General features: G+C 38.2%; 7 protein-coding genes. 3 read left to right on the top strand and 4 right to left on the bottom strand.

Annotated features, from left to right (window positions below; translation table 11 throughout):
- Window positions 1–2: 2 nt before the first annotated feature.
- From L1275_RS01640 to L1275_RS01650, 3 genes are read right to left on the bottom strand one after another with little or no spacing between them, the layout of a single operon-like run.
- Complete coding sequence (locus L1275_RS01640; RefSeq protein WP_253469041.1) at window positions 3–1,400, bottom strand: efflux transporter outer membrane subunit; 1,398 nt, start codon at window positions 1,398–1,400, stop codon at window positions 3–5.
- A 6-nt stretch (window positions 1,401–1,406) separates the two neighbouring features.
- Window positions 1,407–4,532 carry an efflux RND transporter permease subunit gene (locus L1275_RS01645; protein ID WP_253469043.1) on the bottom strand — a complete coding sequence of 1,042 codons (3,126 nt, stop codon included), beginning with the start codon at window positions 4,530–4,532 and terminating at the stop codon, window positions 1,407–1,409.
- Window positions 4,522–5,685, bottom strand: coding sequence for an efflux RND transporter periplasmic adaptor subunit (locus L1275_RS01650; RefSeq protein ID WP_253469045.1), 1,164 nt, complete (start codon window positions 5,683–5,685; stop codon window positions 4,522–4,524). Before L1275_RS01650 ends, L1275_RS01645 begins: the two co-directional genes overlap by 11 nt.
- A 425-nt stretch (window positions 5,686–6,110) precedes the next feature.
- Between L1275_RS01650 and L1275_RS01655 the strand changes: the two genes are divergently transcribed.
- The 3 genes from L1275_RS01655 to L1275_RS01665 all read left to right on the top strand — a co-directional run bounded on the left by L1275_RS01655 (window position 6,111) and on the right by L1275_RS01665 (window position 18,828).
- The gene (locus L1275_RS01655; RefSeq protein ID WP_253469047.1) at window positions 6,111–11,912 is read left to right on the top strand and encodes a choice-of-anchor J domain-containing protein; all 5,802 of its coding nucleotides are present in this window, start codon (window positions 6,111–6,113) and stop codon (window positions 11,910–11,912) included.
- A 187-nt stretch (window positions 11,913–12,099) separates the two neighbouring features.
- The gene (locus L1275_RS01660) at window positions 12,100–17,889 is read left to right on the top strand and encodes a choice-of-anchor J domain-containing protein (protein ID WP_253469049.1); all 5,790 of its coding nucleotides are present in this window, start codon (window positions 12,100–12,102) and stop codon (window positions 17,887–17,889) included.
- A 15-nt stretch (window positions 17,890–17,904) separates the two neighbouring features.
- Window positions 17,905–18,828: a type IX secretion system membrane protein PorP/SprF gene (locus L1275_RS01665; RefSeq protein WP_253469051.1), complete on the top strand. Its 924-nt coding sequence runs from the start codon at window positions 17,905–17,907 to the stop codon at window positions 18,826–18,828.
- Between the two features lie 157 nt (window positions 18,829–18,985).
- Here the strand turns inward: L1275_RS01665 and L1275_RS01670 are convergent, their stop codons facing one another.
- Complete coding sequence (locus tag L1275_RS01670; protein ID WP_253469053.1) at window positions 18,986–20,749, bottom strand: hypothetical protein; 1,764 nt, start codon at window positions 20,747–20,749, stop codon at window positions 18,986–18,988.
- Window positions 20,750–21,122: the final 373 nt, after the last annotated feature.

Consider the following 21,122-nt stretch of genomic DNA (forward strand, 5'->3'; position numbering starts at 1 on the left):
GATTAATTACCACCTAAAGATTTATATAAGGCAATGTAAGCATTTATTTCCTTTTGCTGAGCAATAGTATGTGCTAAGGCAGTCTGGAAATAGCTTTGTTGTATGCTTAGTACTTCTAGGTAATTGGCTTCACCGTATTTATAGAGTAGTTGAGCATCAACGATTGCTTTATCCATAGTGGTCACCCGGTAGTTAATTATTAGCATTTGTTCTTGTATGTAGTTGATGGTGCTCAGTGCAGTACTCACTTCTTCTACAGCGACCAAAACCGATTTCCTGAATTCGTGTACCGCAGCTTCTCTTTGATGTATGGCTTGTTCGTAAGCGCTTTTAATTGATCGTTTGTTGAATAGGGGTTGTGTCAATCCAGTTGCTGCCGTTCCGAATAGGGATGCGGGAAGGGAAAACCACTGGCTTGCTTTGATGGCATTCAGCCCGCCTTGAGCGGTGATTTTTAAGCTCGGATAGAATTCCGTTTTAGCAATTCCTAGGCGGGCATTGGCTTCTTGCAAATGTAATTCGACTTGTTTCACGTCTGGACGATTGGCCAGTAAGCTAATAGGAGTACCAGCTTCGAGCTGTTGCGAGAATGCGGCTTGTGTTAGTGATTGTGCACGCACAACCGTATCGGGATAATTACCTGCTAGAAGCTGTAAAGTGTTTTCCTGAATTTTGATACTGGATTTAATGTCGGGAATGATTGCCCTAGTTTCTGCTAATTGTACTTCCGATTGCTTTATTGCTAAGCTACTAACTTCTCCAACGATGTACTGTGTTTTTAGCATCAATAGGGTTTCTTCCATGCTTTTTTCTACTGCTTGAGTGATGCGCAACTGCTCATCAAGACTCAATAGATTATAATACGATTGCGCTGCTTGTGCAATTAATTGCACGCGCAAGGCTCTTCGGTTTTCAGCCTGCCCCAGGTAATTTGACAAGGCTCCTTCGCGTTGCCTTTTTAATTTACCCCAAAAATCGATATCCCAAGAAAGGTTAGGTGTTAGGGTATATTCTTCGGATAAAATTTTTGCTGCAGTGCTGCCCATTGCGCTGTTTTTGGAGAGGCGTTGTATACCCGCATTCACTTGCATATTAACCTCTGGGAGGTAGTTGAGTTTTATGCTTTTTAATACTTCCTCCGCGGCTAAAACATGCTCTGATGCAATGAGTAAATCGTAATTGTGTTCGAGTACTTGATCTAAAATTGCGAGCAATGCCCGGTCAGCGAAAAACTGATTATAAGCGGGAATTTCTATGATTTCTATTGCACTATTTTGGCTAGTATTGGGAAAACTCGTCGGAAGGTTGAGTTCAGGACGCACGTAATCTTTGGTCACTTGACACGATTGTAAGAACACAACAACTAACAAAGCACTGTTTAGTTTTATAAATCCTTTCATCTTTATTTATTGTTTATTAGCAGTTAGTTTTTCCTGTAAGTTTTGAAATATCATATACAAAACCGGTATAATTAACAGACCGAGTAAAACGCCACTAAGCATACCTCCTGCAGCACTGATACTGATGGATTGGTTACCTATAGCTGTTCCGCCCTTGGCAAACATCAAAGGCACTAAACCCGCCACGAAAGCTAGGGAAGTCATTAATATAGGACGTAGTCGCATTTTAGCTCCTGCAATACCCGACTCGAAAACACTGAGACCAGCTCGACGTTGTTGTAAGGCGAATTCAACGATCAAAATAGCGTTTTTTGCAAGCAGTCCCACAAGCATGATTAAAGCAATTTGAACATATATATTATTGTCAATACCAGCTAATCCGGTTACTATAAATACACCTAAAATTCCAGTTGGTAAGGAAAGTATTACTGCTAATGGCAGTAGATAACTTTCATATTGAGCTGCTAGCAGAAAGTACACAAAAAGGATACTCAATCCAAAGATAAAGATCATTTGAGAGCCGGAGTTACGTTCTTGTAAACTCAAACCACCATATTCATAACTGTATCCTTTTGGCAGTTCTTTTTGCAGTACTTCGTCTATTATACTCATCACTTTTCCACTACTTGCACCATTGCCTGCATTAACATTAACACTTATACTGTTGTAGAGGTTATAACGACTTATCCCTTGTGGACCAAATACTTTTTTTAAGCCCACTAAGGTGGATATAGGTACCATTTGCTGAAGGTTGTTTCGGATCATAATATTGTTTAAAGAAGCTTCGTCTTTTCGGAAGGCTGCTTCAGAACGTACGTTGACACGGTATAGTCTACCGAAGCGAATAAAATCAGTGGTTTGTGATCCGGTTAGATACAATTGTAAAGCATCCATGATTTCTTTTGGTGTTAGCCCCAATTGTTGGGCTTTATCTTCATCTAAAATTACTTCATATTGCGGATAATCACTTCGGAAGGAAGTAAAGGCCATACCGATCTCTAAGTGTTTGTTAAGTTCGGAAATAACCTTTTGACTAACAGCTTCAAAATCAGAAATAGTACCAGAGGTTCTGTCCTGTAAAACAAATTCTACACCACCAGCTGTACCAAAACCTTCTACAGCGGGGTTACGGAAAATCAAGAATTCCCCTTGAATCTCGCCTTTGATCGCTTGCTCTATTTTTTGCATTACTTCGTTGATATCCGATATGTCCCCTCGATCTTTGGGGTTTTTCAGGGTGATGAAACCCATAGCTGAGTTCGGAGCAGAACCGGAACTGAAAAGACTGAATCCAGAAACGGTGCTGATGCTTTTTACTTCAGGAAGCTCCAATACGAGCTGAGTAGCCTTTTCCATTTCTTTGGTGACGAATTGAAGATTAGCCCCTGCTTGTAGATTGACTACGAAAGTGAGGTTATTATCATCTTCTTCAGGTACAAATCCTTTCTGAGCAGTATTCATCGCAAAAAAGGCGGCAAGTGAAATTAGGGACAAAGCGATTAGAGCCATTCCTTTTTTCTTACCTAAAAAACGAACAGCACCGATATATTTATCCGTTAAACGCTCAAAACTCGTGTTGAATGCTTGGGCGAAACGTTGGGTAAATTTCGTCTTTGTAGCCTTGGGATCAGACTGGTGGTTTTTTAATATCAAAGCACATAATGCAGGGCTCAGAGTCAAGGCATTGACTGCAGAAATTAAAATGGCAATTGCCAAGGTATAGGAGAACTGTTTATAGAAGATACCGGCAGGACCTTCCATAAAGCCTACAGGCAGAAATACTGCAGACATCACTAATGTAATCGAAATAATTGCTCCACTGATTTCACTCATTGCTGAGGCTGTTGCTACCTTGGCCTCTTGTCCCGTTTGCTGCATTTTGGTGTGAACGGCTTCTACTACTACAATAGCGTCGTCAACAACAATTCCAATGGCTAAGACAAGTGCGAATAAGGTTAAAACATTGATAGAAAATCCAATTAAATAGATGAAAAAGAAGGTTCCAATAATGGAAACCGGTACTGCGATAGCTGGTATAATGGTCGATCTAAAATCCTGAAGGAATATCAATACAACTATAAATACCAAAATAAAGGCCTCGATCAAAGTCCATTTCATTTGTGAAACAGATGTGTCCAAACGGTCTTTCATATTTTGGATAATTTCAAAGTGTATACCGTCAGGTACGTTTTTTTGAAAATTAATCAAGGTTTTTTGAACTTCAATTGCAATGTCATTCGCGTTGGAACCACTGGCTTGAAGCACAGCAAATACCACAGAAGGTTTTCCATCGGTGTAGGTATCGCTGGAATAATTGGAAAGTCCAAATTCGATACGCGCTACGTCTCCCAAACGCAGTACCGCTCCATCTATTTTAGAGCGCAGTATGATTTTTTCAAATTCTTCGGGTTTGTTTAGTTTGCCTTTATACCGCAAGACATATTGTAACGAAGCATCTGTTTCTTCACCTAAACTACCTGGTGAGGCTTCAAAACTGTAGTTTTGGATAGCGGTTTCCACATCGGCAGGTACGAGCCCGTAGTTGGAGAGTTTGGTAGGATTTATCCATACGCGAACGGAATAGTCTTTTTGACCAAAGAGGCTGACATTTCCAACACCGGGAATACGTTTTAATTCGGGGATAAGGTTGATGTTGGCATAGTTTTGTAAGAAGGCCTCATCGTATTTTTCAGGTTTCTCACTGTTGATATTGACAATCATCAGGTAGCTCGTCTGCTGTTTGGTAGTGGTTAGTCCGAGTCGAATTACCTCTGAGGGTAGTTGAGCATTGGCTTGAGCTACACGGTTTTGTACGTTGACAGCAGCCTGATCGGGATCCACCCCTTGTTTAAAAATAACCGTAATGGAAAAACTCCCGTCATTGGATGCGCTCGAAGTGATGTATTGCATATTCTCCACGCCGTTGATGGCTTGTTCTAATGGCGTAATTACCGATCGAATGACACTCTCGGCATTGGCACCGGGATATACACCAGCTACAAATACCGTAGGAGGTGCAATTTCTGGAAATTGAGTCATCGGTATACGCAGTAAACCGACAATTCCCAGTAATACTAAAATCAAGGAGATGACAGTAGCAAGTACAGGTCTTTTAATAATTTTATTCAACATGGTCTACAGTGTTTTTGTTAGCTTCTTTTGGCATAATCAAGGCATTTTCTGGAATGTTTGCAAGCTCGTTTGCAACGATGCGATCACCGGGTTTAAACCCGGATTTCACGATGTAAAAATTAGCTGACTTGATATAATCTTTTAAAGCGTAGAGCTCCATTTTTTGGTTGCCGTCAATCAAGCCTACAAAGAGTTTGTCTTGTACTTCATAGGTTGCTAGTAATGGTATTTTATATACGCTTGATTCGGTAGTTTTTAAAACAATTCTACCTGTATTCCCAGTTCGCAATAAGGATGCGGGATTCGAGAAAGAAGCTCGTAGGGTTACAGAACCCGTGTTTGGATCAAACTGACCGTCCATCATGTCTATTTTACCTAAATGCGTATAGGGAGTACCATCGGCAAGGACTAAATTAATATCCTGAAATGTTTTGAGTTTATCCAACAAAGTAGTTCCTATTCGCATATTGTTGATTTTTAAAATCTCATTTTCTGGAAGAGAGAAATAAGCGTAAATTTCGCTTACTTGCGACAAAGTTGTCAAGGCTATAATGTCCGTTGGCCCAACTAAGGCGCCTACGCGATGGTGGATTCTGCCTATGTAACCGCTTATAGGAGCTTTTACAAGTGCAAAACCAAGATTTACCTCTGCTGATGCTAGCAATGCTTTTTGTTGTTGTACAGCAGCTCGAGCATTCTCATAACTCGTCTGCGCCTTTTGGTACTGAAAGTCAGCTACCACTTTGTTTTCACTGAGCGCTTTGTATTTATCCAGTTCCAATTGAGCTGTAGCCAATTGAGATTTCGCCATGGACAATGCTGCTAGAGCAGTGTTTTTTTGCTCGTTAAATACACTGGCATTAATTAAAAACAAATTTTGTCCCTTTTGAACAAAAGCACCTTCATCAACAAAAATTTTGTCGATATATCCACTGATTTGTGGGCGAAGTTGGATGTTGTCTTTCCCTTGTAAACTAGCAGGAAAGGATTGTTCTATGACAGCAGTAGTGGGGTGAAGTGTAAGTAACTGTGCTTGCACGGTTACAAGTTCTGTTTGAGATTCAGTTTCGGCTTGTTTACAGCTGTGAAATAGAAGTATAGCTGTGCTAAACAGTACGAATATTGGGGTGTTTTTCGCTAGTAAACGTTTCATCGGTTCTTTTTTTTTGACTATTAGTGAAATCAAAACTAGTTCGATTCTTTCTATGTTTTAAGGAGGAAGTGGTTGAAGTGCTGAAAATGGAAAGTGAAATGAGGATTATAGGTGTTGATTATTCGATGAGTTTTTGAACATGACAGCGGATTGGATAAATCATAGAGAAAACCTCAGCAAAATTTAAGGAATTTTTTATCCCAAGATGTCATCCAGTTAAACAGATTTATCCGATAATAAGCAGTAAGCATTTAGGCGTTTTTATAAAACTGCTGTTATTCTTTATTATAAGTGTTTGATTTGAAATGGTCTATGTTTTTTTTAAAAGGAATTGTCTATCATTTGTCTATTTTTTGAAATAGTTTAATGTTGTGGTAGTCATTAGTTTAGTGAATATAAATATCATTAACGAAACACGGACTAGCATGAAATTTAAATTCACTTTTATAACTGGGATAATCACCCTGTTTTTTAGCTGTTGGCTTTTTGCAAATAACTTTTCTGAAAACTTATTGGATTTTGGTTTTAAATCTCCTTCTGCTTTAACATGTCCACTGCAGCTTTTGCCTTTTATAGAGAAATTCAATTCCAATTCTCCAACAGCCGATTGTTGGACTATTTTGGATGAAAATAAAGATGCGACATCTACTACAGCAAATAATATTTGGAAATATAGTGCAACGGCACCGCAAGAAGGGGATCGCGCTATGACTTTTAGTGGTGTTGGACTTACAGCAGTACACAATGATTGGTTGATTTCACCAAGTATTCGAATGAATGGAGGAATTTATGCGATTACCTATCACTATAAAACAAGTGCTTTTAACGATAATGAATTTGAAGTTTTGCTGTCGAAAAACGGTACAAATCCCTCGGATTTTACTTGGGTTTTGGAGTCGTCTTCCAAGAGGAACAGCGTTGCTTATGTCAAAAAAGTGTTGTATGTCAAAAACATCACAGGAGATATCAATATTGCCTGGCATATCGTAGCGAAAGGAACAGCATCCTTAAGTGTTGATTTTGTTACGGTTGAACAGGTAAGTTGTATGGCTCCCGATGATAACATAACTATAAGTAAATTAAAAAAAGATGAAGTAACTATACAATGGACAGACAATACGTACAGCTTATGGGAGTATTTTGTGTTACCTATGGGATCTGGGATTCCCCCAATTGGAAGCGGATTGTTGTCCAAATTGACTACTGTAAATGTATTAAAAACCACCAATGGTGGTGGAGTTAACTTAATACCCAATACCTGGTATGAATTTTATGTGCGTTCCAAATGCAGTAATAGTAGCGGTGATCACAGTTTTTGGGTTGGGCCGATTAGGTTTAAAACCCCTTGTGACACTGGTGTTCTACCTTTTTGGGAAGGATTTAATAGCACTTCCAAAACCTTGGATTGCTGGAGTATTATTGACAACAATAAAGATGCAATAGCGACCACAGGACCTAATATTTTTTACCCTTATAATTTTGGTACATATGAGGGAGATCGGGCCATGTATTTTTTAGGTAATTCACTGACTACTAAAAATGATGATTGGCTTATTTCGCCGACTTTTACTTTTGATCCAAACAAATTTTATCGTTTGAGGTATCACTATAAAACCAACGCAACTTATAAGACGGACTTTGAATTGGTACTCTCAAATAATGGTACGGCTTTGAATGATTTTAGCAAAGTTTTATCGATTAAAAAACAACACAGTAGTGATCTTTGGCAGGAAGAAACGATCATAATAGGTAAGATTGGGGGAGATATTAATTTGGCTTGGCATATAACTTCGGATAAAGGTTATGCCGCATTATATTTAGATAATGTTTTTCTCGAAGAAATAAAAGGCTGTGCTGAACCTCTTAACTTAGATGTTAAAGATGAGAAAGTAAACGAGGTAACCCTTGTATGGGAGGATCAGTTTGGCAGTAATTGGGAATATGTATTGCAGAAATCTGGAGGAAAAACACCCAATGGTATAGGAACTGCTACAAATACAAAGGAAAATACCGTTTCAAAGGATTTTTTAGGCAAGCATCTTGAATCGAATACCGAATACGAATATTACGTACGTACGGTTTGTGGAAATGGCGATTTTAGCATTTGGTCAGGGCCTTTTGTTTTTAGGACGGCTTGTGAGGTTTTTTCGATGCCGTTTTGGGAAGGTTTTAATTCGGATTCGAAGTTACTGTCGTGTTGGACTATCGTTGATGAAAACAAGGATGCAACGGCGCCCACAATTAGCAATATATGGCACAGTAATAACATAGGAGCATACGAGGGCAATGCGGCGATGTATTTCTATGGCAATAGTCTAGATAATGCCAAATTGCCTCATAACGATTGGTTAATATCTCCGAGAATCAAAATGGACAGTAAAAAAATATACCGTTTGAAATATCATTTCAAGGTTGCAGCTGTTTTGAATATGGATTACGAATTTGAAGTATTGTTGTCGAATTCGGGATTGGATAACAAGCAATTTACAAAGTCGGTTGTTGCAAAGAAGAAATACAATCCGAGTATAGAGTGGCAGCAAGAATATGTTTTTATCAGCGGGGTTAGTGGTGATGTTAATTTAGCATGGCATGTTACTTCACCGACAAAAGGTGTTTATCTAACTGTCGACAATGTGTTTGTAGAAGAAGTATTTGGGTGTCCTGAGCCTATAAAATTAACGGCCAAAAATATAGAAACCAAAAAGGCAACAGTCTCTTGGACGGATGATTTTATGGCTAATTCTTGGGAGTACTACATACAAGAAGAAGGGAAGGGAATTCCGAAGGGAACCGGTACTGCGACAGTTTTAAAGGAAAATACGGTTAGCGTAGAGCAATCGGGGAAAATTTTAGAAGCCAATACCGATTATGAGTTTTATGTGCGTACGATATGTGGTGATGGTAGCTATAGTATATGGTCAGGTCCGTTTAAGTTCGTTACGAGTTGTACTGCTTACAAGGCTCCGTTTTGGGAGGGATTCAATACCACTTCCAAGTCTATGAGATGTTGGACTTTATTAGATAAAAGCGGTATTGAAGTTCCACAAGGAACCAATTGGAAAACCAATAGCAATGCGTATGAGGGCAATCAAAGCATGAGTTTTTACTTATACGATGGTAAGAAAGAGCCTTTCAACGATTGGTTAATTTCACCAACCATTACTTTAGATGGAGGTATGTATGTGCTTAAATATCGATATAAAACGACGACGACTTTGACTTTTAATAATGAATTTGAAGTCCTTTTATCAATGACTGGTAAAGAGATTACTAAGTTTAATACCTCTCTTTTAAGTTCTCAGAATTATCGGGTAGGTGAGTATGTGGAAGAAGTCTTATTTTTTAATGGAGTAAATGGAGATATAAATATTGCATGGCATATAAAGTCACAAAATACCACTTCATCTTATTTCTTTTTGGATGATGTAAATTTAAAGAAGGTGGAAACATGCCCAGAGCCATATGCTGTAAAAATAAGCAATCAAACCAGCAACAGTTTTGATTTGGAGTGGCAACAATTAGGAGGTGTTACAAACTGGGAAGTCCTAGTAGTTGATTTAGCAGGGACGGTTAATTCGTCGGTTGTTAAAAGTGCCGTGGTCAGCGACAATCCAAAAACCACAATTAGTGGATTAGATGCGAGTAAGGGATATACCGTTTATGTGCGTGCACAATGTACTGATGTTAAATCCAATAGTGATTGGTCAACAGCTGTCAATGCGGGAACAAAAATTGGTATAGAGGACAACTGTGATGGTGCCTTAAATATACCGGTTAATGCATCGATCATTTGTGACAGCACGGCTTCGGGATCTTTATTTGGAATTACTAAATCAACCGTGTTATTACCAAATTGTACCAATGCGGGAAAACTCGTTAAAGATATTTGGTTTGAATTTACAGCTGCCTCAAAAATACATTTATTGACATTGACTAGTTTGGTAAGTATTTCAGGTGTAAGTGGTGCGCCAGAGCTTTATGCAGTTTTATATGACCAGCCTTGCCAATCGTTAACCGCAAATTCTGTTTTGTGTTTTAGCCTGACCTCAAGCAACAATACTAAGGTATTGTCAAATCTGGTTGTAGGGAGAAAGTATTATTTGCGTTTAGGGGTACCCGAAACAACGGTATCTGATTTTGTATTTAAACTGTGTTTAACAACATCAGCAACATCGGGTCTGGAAGTGAGTCCGAGTGGAATTAAGTACAGTATTGAAGAATTGGTTAAGGATGTTTTTGTAAAGTCGAATTGCGATTTGGTCACTAATGTAAAATATCAAAATGGGGATGGAAACAGCAAGGCGATGAGTTATAATACCTTTGGTTATTTCAACAAAGCAGGATCTGATTTCCCGTTTAAGGAAGGAATTGTATTGTCGACCAATAATGTAGAATATGTACCAGGGCCTTATTTAGGCTATAATGATTTTCGTGGAGACAATAACCAAAGGTGGCTAGGCGATAAAGACATTAATGATGCTATCCAAGATGCTGGTGGCGGGCCTTATCAGGAGAAAAGGGTGACTCAGGTGGAATTTGATTTTATCCCAATTAAAAAAGAGTTGAAATTTGATTATTTGTTTGCATCAAACAGTTATCATAAACTTTGTGGAGAGGTTTGTAACACCGGAGCCTTATTTGCAGCTTGGTTAGTAGATTCTACAACGGGAGAAGGTCAAAATTTGGCTAAGATTTCAGGTACCAATACACCAATTGCTATTAATACGGTTAAGGATGCTGCCAAGTCGGGTATAACATGCGGTAGTTCGCATCCCGAATCTTTTTGGAAGTATTACGATCACTTTGATAGTCCAATCGAGGCAGCTATAGATTTTGTTGGCTTGACTACGGCGATGAGTTCTGATATGATCGAAGTTATTCCAGGGCGAAAATACCATATCAAATTGGCTGTCATAGACTTTTGTACTACTACGAGTCATACATCGGCCGTATTTTTTAACGCGGGAAGTTTTGACTTAGGAGAACTAGACTTGGGGGTTGATATGCTCGTCGATAGTGGTAATGCCCTGTGTGATGGGGAATCAAAAATTCTTAATTCAGGTTTGGGTTCAGAAGATATTACCATACAATGGTACAGGAACGGTACTTTGATCCCTGACGCGAATCAGGCCGATTTGGAAGTCAAGGAATCCGGTGAATATAAAGTGGTAGGTAAATATGAGTCGATTAATTGCGAGGTGATGGGAACGATTAAAGTTGAGGTATATCCGCCGATTTCATCTGTGATCCAGGCACCTGTTAATTTAAAGGTTTGCCGCAATGCTTTAGGTTCGATAAAATTTGATTTGACCGAAGTCGAATCTGGTATGCTCATTAACCAAGATGGCAGTAACTATCAATTTATATATTATAAGTCTAGGGCAGATGCAGAAGCGTCAATTAATGCTATTACTGATCCTAAAAATTATCAAATAACAGTTTCTGAAACCGAAGAAATTTTGTATATTAATGTAAAGGATATCCATACTACTTGTTCAGAAATTTTTAGTTGGATCATAGAGCCAATAGCGGGATCTATCCCTACAAAGCGAGAAAACGAAGTAGTGTGTGCCAGTTATGCCTTTCCAAAATTGGAAAGTGACCAGTTTTATTATAGCGGTACTGCTAGAAGCGGTATTTCTTACAAAGCAGGCGATGTATTAAATATTCCGGGACTTTATACCATTTATGTATTTCAGGACAATGGAGGTGGTTGTTATGAAGAAATATCATATCGAGTAACCGTTACTGCTGTAGTCGAAGCTGTAGTTTTGGAGAATGTTAATTATGAATGTCAGTTGTATACATTGGTATCCCTACCCAAGTATAATAAATACTTTACACAAAGCGGTGGTCAAGGTTTAGAATTGGCAGCAGGTAGTGTTGTTCGGAAAGCTCAGACTGTATATATATATGCCTCGTCTGATGACGGTTTGTGCACTGATGAACATAGTTTTGAAGTCAGCTACACCGATTGTCCAATTCAGAAAGGTATTTCTCCTAATGACGATGGTTTGAATGATCGTTTTGATTTGTCTCAACACGGTGTTACAAGTATGAAAATCTACAACCGATATGGTGTCGAAGTTTATGTTTTTGAGGGCGAATATATCGCTCAGTGGTACGGACAAGGGAAAGCGGATAAGCTTTTACCAGATGGCACGTATTACTATGTAGTGATTGCGCATGGTAAAACCAAAACGGGTTGGGTGCAAATCAATCGGTAATAAAGAGACGGCAAGGCCGATCTAATGATTTGTAATACAGCCATAATGGGTGCTAATGGGCATAGCCGCGCATCTATACATCGAGAAATGGGCAGCGACAAAGCTGTCTATCATTTGTCTATTGAATTAAATTGGTTAATTGGAATGGGGTAATTAGTTTAGCGGCAATAACTAATTATCATCCATAATGAAATTCAGGATAACATTTTTATCGGGTATAGTCGCGATATTATTTAGCTGTTTGCTCTTTGCAAATAGCGGTTTTAACGTGATATATAATTCCAGTTTTAAGGCGACTTGTAGTGCAGTTGCACTTCCATTTACCGAAGGATTTAATACCAGCTCACCAACCTTTGATTGTTGGACAACTATCGATGGAAATACCGATCAGTTACCCACAGGAAATAATGCTTGGAGGCAATTTATCAATACACCTTATGAGGGTGATCGCTCCATGTATTTTGTTGGAAATAATGTGAATGTAAACCACGATGACTGGTTGATTTCTCCTCCAGTTACCATGAATGGAGAAGTCTTCGCTATTACCTATTATTATAAAACGGGGGCTTCAGGTGAAAATGAATTCGAATTATTGCTGTCAGAAGACGGTATTAACCCAAGCGATTTTACGACTGTTTTGGAGACCAATATCAAATCTAATTTGCTTACTTATACAAAAAAGACCACCTATGTCAGTAATATCGTGGGTGAGATAAATATCGCTTGGCATGTTATGGGAAAGGGATCAGCGACCTTATTTGTTGACGCAGTTACTATCACAAAAGTAGATTGTATAGGACCGAATGACAGTATAACTATTGTAGGGTTGGAAAAGGATAAGGCAACGTTGTCTTGGACAGATTCCAATAACAGTTCTTGGGAGTATTATGTTCAACCTATGGGTGCAGGACTCGCTCCAATAGGTAGTGGTACCGTTTCAAAAGCCACTTCGGTGACCATTCTAAAAACTTCGGGTGTTGGTGGTGCTAATTTACAACCGAATACCTCTTATGATTTCTTTGTTCGCTCGAGTTGTGGAACGGGTAAAAACAGTCTTTGGCTAGGTCCATTTGTTTTTAAGACACCTTGTGATGCCACGGGTTTGCCTTTTGCTGAAGGTTTTAATACCGGCTCCAAAACCTTAGGATGTTGGACTATTATAGATCAAAACAAAGATGCCGCGAGCAATGTAGGCAATAATATCTGGTATCCTTATGGGAGCGGTGCTTTTGAAGGCGATAAAGCCATGTATTTTAACGGTTCAACGAATAGACCTAAACACGATGATTGGTTGATTTCACCAACTTTTAAATTAGACGCAACCAAATTATATCGATTAAAATATCATGTTAAAAGTACGGCTTCAACTAAGAATGATTTTGAAGTTCTGTTGTCCAATAAGGGAATAGCAATAAGCGATTTTACCAAAACGATCTCGACCGATCGAGGACATCTTAGCAGTGAGTGGACCCAGCGAATAGCTATTGTTGGAGGCATGGCAGGAAATATAAATATTGCTTGGCATGTAACTACGGCAAGTCCGATGACGACTTTGTATATCGATAACGTATCGTTTGAAGAAGTGGTAGGTTGTGCCGAACCAATGAATTTAGGCGTTAAAGATGAAAAGGATTCTAGTGCCACCCTATATTGGAGTGATGATTTTGGACAGGCATGGGAGTATGTGGTGCAAGACACTGGAGAAAAAGCACCGACAGCCAACGGAATTGCAACCACTCAAAAGGAAAATACGGTTAACCAAACTCAAAAGGGAAATAATTTAAAACCCAATTCGGAATATGAGTTGTATACCCGTACGGTTTGCGGGGATGGAACTTATAGTATATGGTCGGGGCCTTTTAAGTTTAGAACGGCTTGTGGGGTACTGAAAACCCCTTTTTGGGAAGGTTTTAATTCGGGAGCGGCGTCAATATACTGTTGGACGATCATCGATGAAAATGCAGATGCCGTTTCGCCGACTGGGGCTAACATTTGGAAGACAGCAACGACGAGATATGAAGGTAGTCAGGCCATGTATTTTATAGGAGCCAATAATAATGTGTCGCAAAGACCGCATAACGATTGGTTGATTTCACCGGCCATCAAATTTGATTCGGGAAAAATGTATCGATTGAAATACCACTACAGAACAGCAGCAGCAACTACAAATGATTATGAATTTGAAGTGTTGTTGTCAAGTACAGGAATAGATACTAAAAAATTTAATACGGTCGTTGTTGCAAAAGCCAAATATGCTCCAAGTGATCAATGGAAAGAAGCATATGTCTATATCTCTAATGTGAGTGGTGAAATCCATATGGCTTGGCATGTGACCTCAACAACGGCAGCTACAAATTTATATATAGACAATGTCTTTGTCGAAGAGGTTACGGGCTGTCCTGAACCTTTAAATTTAGGAATTAAAGACCTCGAAGCTCAAAAGGTAAGTCTTTTGTGGTCGGATGATTTTGGTGCTACTAATTGGGAGTACTATGTTCAAGAGCGCGGCAAGGGAATTCCTAAAGCTAGTGGAACGGCAACGATGATGAAAGTGAATACAGTAAGTTCCGAACAGTCTGGCAAATCTTTGGAGCCGAATGTAGACTATGAGTTTTATGTGCGAACACTATGTCCTACGGGAGGACAAAGTATATGGCAAGGCCCGTTTGTTTTTACGACGCTTTGCGGTGTGTATGCCAGTCCATTTTGGGAAGGTTTTAATAAAGACTCTAAAACAGCTCGTTGTTGGACTATAGTCGATAAAAAAGGTGAGGTCGTACCCGTAGGAACTAATTGGAAGTTTAACAGCGGTGCGTATGAAGGAAATCAAGCCTTGTATTTTTATGTGAATGATTCGAAGAAGGAACCGATGAATGATTGGTTGATCACTCCTAAAATCACTTTAGACGGGGGGACTTATGTGTTGAAATATCATTATAAAACTTCAGCTTCTACAACCTATAACAATGAATTTGAAGTGTTGTTATCCACTCAGGGTATCGATCCTTCGAATTTTACGACTACGGTGTTGAGTTCAAAAAACTACCGTGTTGGAAATTATGTGGAACAGGTTGTATTCATCAATGGTATAAAAGGCGATGTCAATTTGGCATGGCACGTAAAATCAGAAAACACGGCTTTTTCGTATTTATATTTGGATCATGTGAGTATAAATAAAGCGCAGGGGTGTGAAGAACCGTATTATGTTACAACTTCAAACATTACTACATCGAGTATGGATGTAGAATGGCAGCAGAATGGCGGGATTACAAATTGGGAGGTTATCGTTGTCGGTTATGCGGACGATGAAAAAGATGTACCGATCAAGACGCAAAAAGTGTCAGGTAATCCAAAAACGACAATTAACGGATTAGATGCTGGTAAGGCCTATAAAATTTATGTTCGTGCTCAATGTGAAGACGGAAAAACCTATGGAAATTGGTCTACAGCCTATGCAACAGCTACTCAGGTTGGAGGAAATGACAACTGTAGCGGTGCAATTAATATACCAGTCAATGACGATTTAGAATGTATTAAAACCGTGTCAGGAACTTTATTGGAAGCGACTGTTTCTACTACGGTCGTTCCGACATGTAATTCAAATAATATTGCCAAAGATGTGTGGTTTGAGTTTACGGCTACTGCAACATCACATATGTTGCATTTGACGGATTTAAAGAGCATCTCTGATAGCGAGCCTTTACCTTATGTGTACGCCACATTATACGATCAACCTTGCGGTTCGATCACTGCCAATACGTTTGCTTCAGATTGCTTTAGTTTCTTTCCAAACTCCAGCGAAAAGATGTTTTTGAATTTGATACCCGGCCAAAAGTATTACCTGAGGTTAGGGGTTTCTCCAACGAATAAAGTCTATGATTTTATTTTTAATCTTTGTATAACTACTTCAAAGAACGGAGCCATTGAGGTGAGCCCGAGTGGTGAAAAATATACGGTTGAAGAATTGGTTAAAGACATTTTAGTAAAGTCAAATTGTGATGTAGTATCCAATGTGCATTATCAGGTTGGCGATGGAAGTGTAGAAGCTCAAAAGATCAATACCATCGGTTACTTTAATAAAAAGAATTCGATATTTCCTTTTGATGAGGGAATAGTCTTGTCGACTAGTGAAGTAAAATATGTACCAGGACCACATATAGGTGCCAATAGTTTTAGAGGGACGAATAAAAATCGTTGGGTTGGAGATAAAGACATTAACGATGCCATTTTGGATGCTGGTGGCGGTCCTTTACCCGATAAAAGAGTTACTCAAATTGAATTTGATTTTGTTCCGATTAAAGACAGCATCAAATTTGAATATCTATTTGCTTCGAATAGTTATATCATCAATTGTATGCATATTTGTGATACGGGAGCATTGTTTGCTGCCTGGCTGATTGATTCGACTACTGGAGAAGGACAAAATTTAGCGAAACTACCCGGCACCAATACTTCTATTGCTTTAAACAATATCCGCGATGCTAGTAAATCCGGTATTTCTTGCAGTAGTGCGAATCCAGAGTATTATTGGAAGCATTATGCCAATAATCAAGACAGTCCGATTGCAGCTCCAATTGATTTTGTCGGTATGACCGTACCGATGGAATCAGAAACAGTAAAGGTGGTGCCTGGTCGTAAATACCACATCAAATTGGCTGTGATGGATTTTTGTACCAATGTAGCGCATACTTCTGCGGTATTTTTTAACGCATCAAGTTTTGATATAGGTACTCTAGATTTGGGTGCAGATCTTCTTGTAGAAAACGGTACAGCACTTTGTAGTGGTGCTTCTAGTGTTATTAAATCTGGATTGGGAACCGAAGACAATACGATCCAATGGTATAAAGATGAGGAAATGATTCCCGGAGCCAATTTACCGGATTTAGAGGTTTTCGAATCTGGTGTTTACAAGGTAGTATGCCATTATGGGGCTTTTAATTGTGAAGTTAATGGCAGTGTAAAGGTGGAAGTTTATCCGGCTATTTCGACCGTTGTAGCATCTCCAAAACCGGTATCATTCTGTAGAAGCTCATTAGAGCTAGTATCTATAAACCTGACCGAGGGAGAACCAGACATGTTTTCGAAAGTAGATCGAAATAATTATAAGGTCATCTATTATCAAACGCAAGAAGATGCTCAATCTAAGGAGAATTCTATTGCGCAACCGACAAATTATCTTTTTAAGCCCGATGGTAAAGATGTAATGATTTATTTGTTAATCGAAGATATTAGAACGGGTTGTAGTGAAATTTTTGAGCTGACTTTAAAAGCGACTGAGGGAAGTATACCAACGGCTTTTGATAATGTAACTGTATGTGATGTATATACATTTCCAGATTTAGAACCCAATCAACGTTATTATTTAGAATCTGGAGCAAGTGGTAAGGAATATAAAGCAGGGGAAAACTTGAATATTACAGGTAAACATACCATTTATATATTACAGCAAAATACAGAAGAGGGATGTTATGAGGAGAGTACGTATGAGGTAACGATCACAGCAGCCGTTCAAGCAGATGTATATGAAGACTTGGTTTTAAGCTGTACCGTGCATCAATTGGCACCGCTATCGCCGTTCAATAAATACTATACAGAAGCTGATGGGAAGGGCGAGGAACTGGCTGTAGGTAGCTTGATTCCTTTTGGACGAGTGATTTACATTTATGCCGCGTCAGCGGATGGACTCTGTACCGATCAAAGCAACTATACAGTTACTTATGAAGAGTGTCCAATTCCAAAAGGTATTTCGCCTAATGGAGATGGTTTAAACGATCGTTTTGATTTGTCTCAACACGGGGCAACGAGTTTGACTATATACAACCGTTATGGTGTTGAGGTATATAATTACGAAGGCAATTATACCAATCAATGGTTTGGACAGGGAACTAAAGGAAATATATTGCCTGACGGGACTTATTATTATGTGGTAGTATCTCATCATAAAACGAGAACCGGTTGGGTTCAGATCAATAAATAAAAAAAGATAACAACTATGAAAAAAATCAGTATCGTAGCATTTACCGTGTTTTGTTGTCTGGGTGGGGTTTTTGCACAGCAAGCACCTCATTACACCCAATACATGTACAATATGAGTGTGGTTAACCCCGCTTATGCAGGATCTCAGGAGTCGTTATCGATGGGCTTGTTATACCGCCAGCAATGGGCGGGTCTTGATGGAGCTCCTCAAACGGGAACCTTGTTTGGACATACTCGTGTCGGTAAGAAAGTGGGATTGGGCCTTTCGGTGATCAGCGATAAAATCGGACCGGTTAAAGAAAATAATATCTATGGAGACTTTTCTTATACCTTAGATTTGGGAGGTGAGCATAAATTAGCTCTAGGACTTAAAGCGGGAGTAACGCTGCACGATATTGGTTTGTTTTCTGATATAGGCAGTGAAAGTTATATGGATGCCAATGATCCGTCTTTTGCAGAAGATTCTAAAAGTACGCTTTTCAACATAGGTGCAGGAGCTTTTTATTATACTCAAAACTATTATGTGGGGTTGGGTGTGCCCAATATGTTAAAGGGACGTTATTTGGACTATGAAGGTAAAAAGTACGGTAGTCAAGTGATGCACGCCTTTTTGACTGGAGGCTATGTATTTGAATTGAATCGCGATTTTAAGTTGAAACCGTATTTTATGGTTAAATATGCAACGGATGCACCGGTATCAGCAGATATATCGGTAAACCTAATGTATATCAACAAATTTGAAATTGGTGCAAACTATCGTATTGACGATGCTATCGGCGGTATGGTTAATTATAGAATCACGCCAAATCTACGGGTTGGATATGCTTATGATCATGTGATGTCCGATTTAAAGGTTAAAGGCAAAGCATCACACGAATTTATTTTGCTTTACGATATTTACTTCTCTAAAAGAGTATCGAGTTCGCCAAGGTATTTTTAATGTTTTTTTTCAGTGTAAGGTTGGTTAGTATTTTCTTTTGCTGAAATTGCCAAGGGGTTGTCCGATAAAGACAGCCCCTTTTTTTGGTTATTGTGGAAATCAATGAAACCGTTTTTTGAGTACATTAGGTCGTACATGGTATTAACAACCAAATCTTTTATAGCGATTGTATATACTTATCGAGATCTTGTGTACTGTCGAGATTTAATTTTTTTCTAATTCTATAACGACTCGTGATCAGGCTTTTGTGACTGATGTTCAGTAATGAGGCCATTTCTGTATTCGCCATATTTATTTTGATATATGCACAAATACGCAATTCACTTTTAGATACTTGAGGGAAGTTTATTTGAATGTAATTGAAAAAATCAGGATGCACTTTTTGAAACACTTTTTGAAATTGACTCCAGTCCTTATCGACATTGGTCATTCGATTAATGGAATGTTCCAATTGTTTAAGTACTTTGTCCGAACTTTGTGGTTCGTTTTTAGTGGTGATAATTTCTTTCATTTCAGTGACAAAGTTGTTTTTTGTAAGCATTTGGATGTTCAATGCTGTTAATTCCTTATGGAGTAATTCCAGCTCATTAGCATGCAATGTTTCTTGAATGCGTTTGAGTTCTTTTTCAATGGCTACTTTCTCTTCTAAGTTTTTGTTTTCCAATTGAGATATTCGCAGTGTTTTGCTTTTGTTTTTATACATATACCAGATTAAAACCGCCAGTACTATGGTAAGTAAGGTGATAAAACTATAGATATAGGTTCTGAATTTATGGTCTTGTTCGGTTATTTCTTGTTTATAAGCCTGTTCCTTTAGCAGATTTTCCCACCTTATTTTTTCTGTCTTCTGGGTGACAGCGGTTCCCTTCACCTGATCAATTAATTGATAAAATTCTTTTAGATATTCGTTGCTTTTTTGGAAATCACCTTGATTTTCCGAAATGCGAGCTAAGGAACTAAGAATAATCATTTTGGTTCTTAGGGAGTCAGCAGTGCCGATTTTTTTTATTTGATCATAGTATGCAAGACTCTTATCATATTCCTTTAAGGCTTCATAGGTCAAACCGTAATTGCACAAAATAGTGGTTTGTAAATCCAGCGATTCAATGGCAAGCGCCATCGGATAAGCTTTATCTAGATATTCAATAGCCCGAGTATATTGTTTCTTATTCAGTTCTAGGATACTTAAAGTATTTAAATTGCTGACGATGGTTAGGGTGTCCTTAATTTCTTCGGACAGTTTTATCGATTTTTGCAAATAATCAATAGTCAAATTTTCTTCTCTCTTTATGTAGGATAGGTTGGCCATATTGGTGTAGAAAGAGGCCTGTCCTTTTTTGATGTCTAAAGCTACATAGATATCATGCGCTAAATTACTGTAATGTTTAGTTTGGTCTAAGTCTTCCAAATAAAAGTAAACACCGGCCATTCCGATATAAATATCGGCCATACTTTCACTTTGAGGTTGATCGTAAATCAAGTTCATCGCATTCGTAAAATGTTCTAAGCTCTTTACATAGTCGCTGCTTTTTAAATAGAATTTACCTGCGGTTTTATTGATTTGAAGGAGTAAAGGTACATCGTGACTCTTTTCTGCATTTTGGATGCTTTTTGTTAAATATAAAGAAACACTATCTAGTTGCTCGCGCTTTATATCCAATTTTAGTTTATAAAAATAGTAGTAGGCCGAATCTTCCGTTTGAGTAGAAGTTTTTAACGTTTGTTCCAATGCTTTAATCTTAGTTTCTACGATTCCTCTATCAGTATTTAATAGTGAATCGAGCTCCTTATAACCAAAGCGTTCTTTAGCAAAAGATGGAGTCTTTTCCCTTTTAGTGGTATAAACCAGGAAGCAGGTTAAGCCAGTGGCAAGGCATAGAATTATAAGGATAATTTTGTATTTCTTTAATTTTTTTTTCATTGTAATGGAAAGGGGATTTAGCATTAATTGGATAACTAAATCGAAATTTTTTAGAATAGAGTTGAAACTTATCGAGTTAAATTACTATTTATTTGTATGATAGTTGACTTTAAGGAAGATCTATTGTTTTGTATTATTCCTATCGGATTATGGTTTTTAGTGAATTTATAATTGAGTTTAGTTTGCTGATATTTTTGTTTATTAACTTTTAATTAAGATATTTCTTTAGGTTTAAAAATAGACCATTCTGTTCTTAATTTAAAATTATCGATTTTAATATTTTGAAGGATAATTTTTAATTTCCTGTATTACAGTTTTTTATGTTATTTTTTGATTTGTGTTGTCTATCATTAGTCTATCTGTAAATATACAG

Source organism: Flavobacterium sp. HSC-61S13 (assembly GCF_024171535.1).
GTDB lineage: Bacteria > Bacteroidota > Bacteroidia > Flavobacteriales > Flavobacteriaceae > Flavobacterium.

Excerpts from the sequence above, each read along its gene's own strand:
- L1275_RS01640 (WP_253469041.1), bottom strand. The coding sequence starts at position 1,400 with ATGAAAGGATTTATAAAACTAAACAGTGCTTTGTTAGTTGTTGTGTTC.
- L1275_RS01645 (WP_253469043.1), bottom strand. The coding sequence starts at position 4,532 with ATGTTGAATAAAATTATTAAAAGACCTGTACTTGCTACTGTCATCTCC.
- L1275_RS01650 (WP_253469045.1), bottom strand. The coding sequence starts at position 5,685 with ATGAAACGTTTACTAGCGAAAAACACCCCAATATTCGTACTGTTTAGC.
- L1275_RS01655 (WP_253469047.1), top strand. The coding sequence starts at position 6,111 with ATGAAATTTAAATTCACTTTTATAACTGGGATAATCACCCTGTTTTTT.
- L1275_RS01660 (WP_253469049.1), top strand. The coding sequence starts at position 12,100 with ATGAAATTCAGGATAACATTTTTATCGGGTATAGTCGCGATATTATTT.
- L1275_RS01665 (WP_253469051.1), top strand. The coding sequence starts at position 17,905 with ATGAAAAAAATCAGTATCGTAGCATTTACCGTGTTTTGTTGTCTGGGT.
- L1275_RS01670 (WP_253469053.1), bottom strand. The coding sequence starts at position 20,749 with ATGAAAAAAAAATTAAAGAAATACAAAATTATCCTTATAATTCTATGC.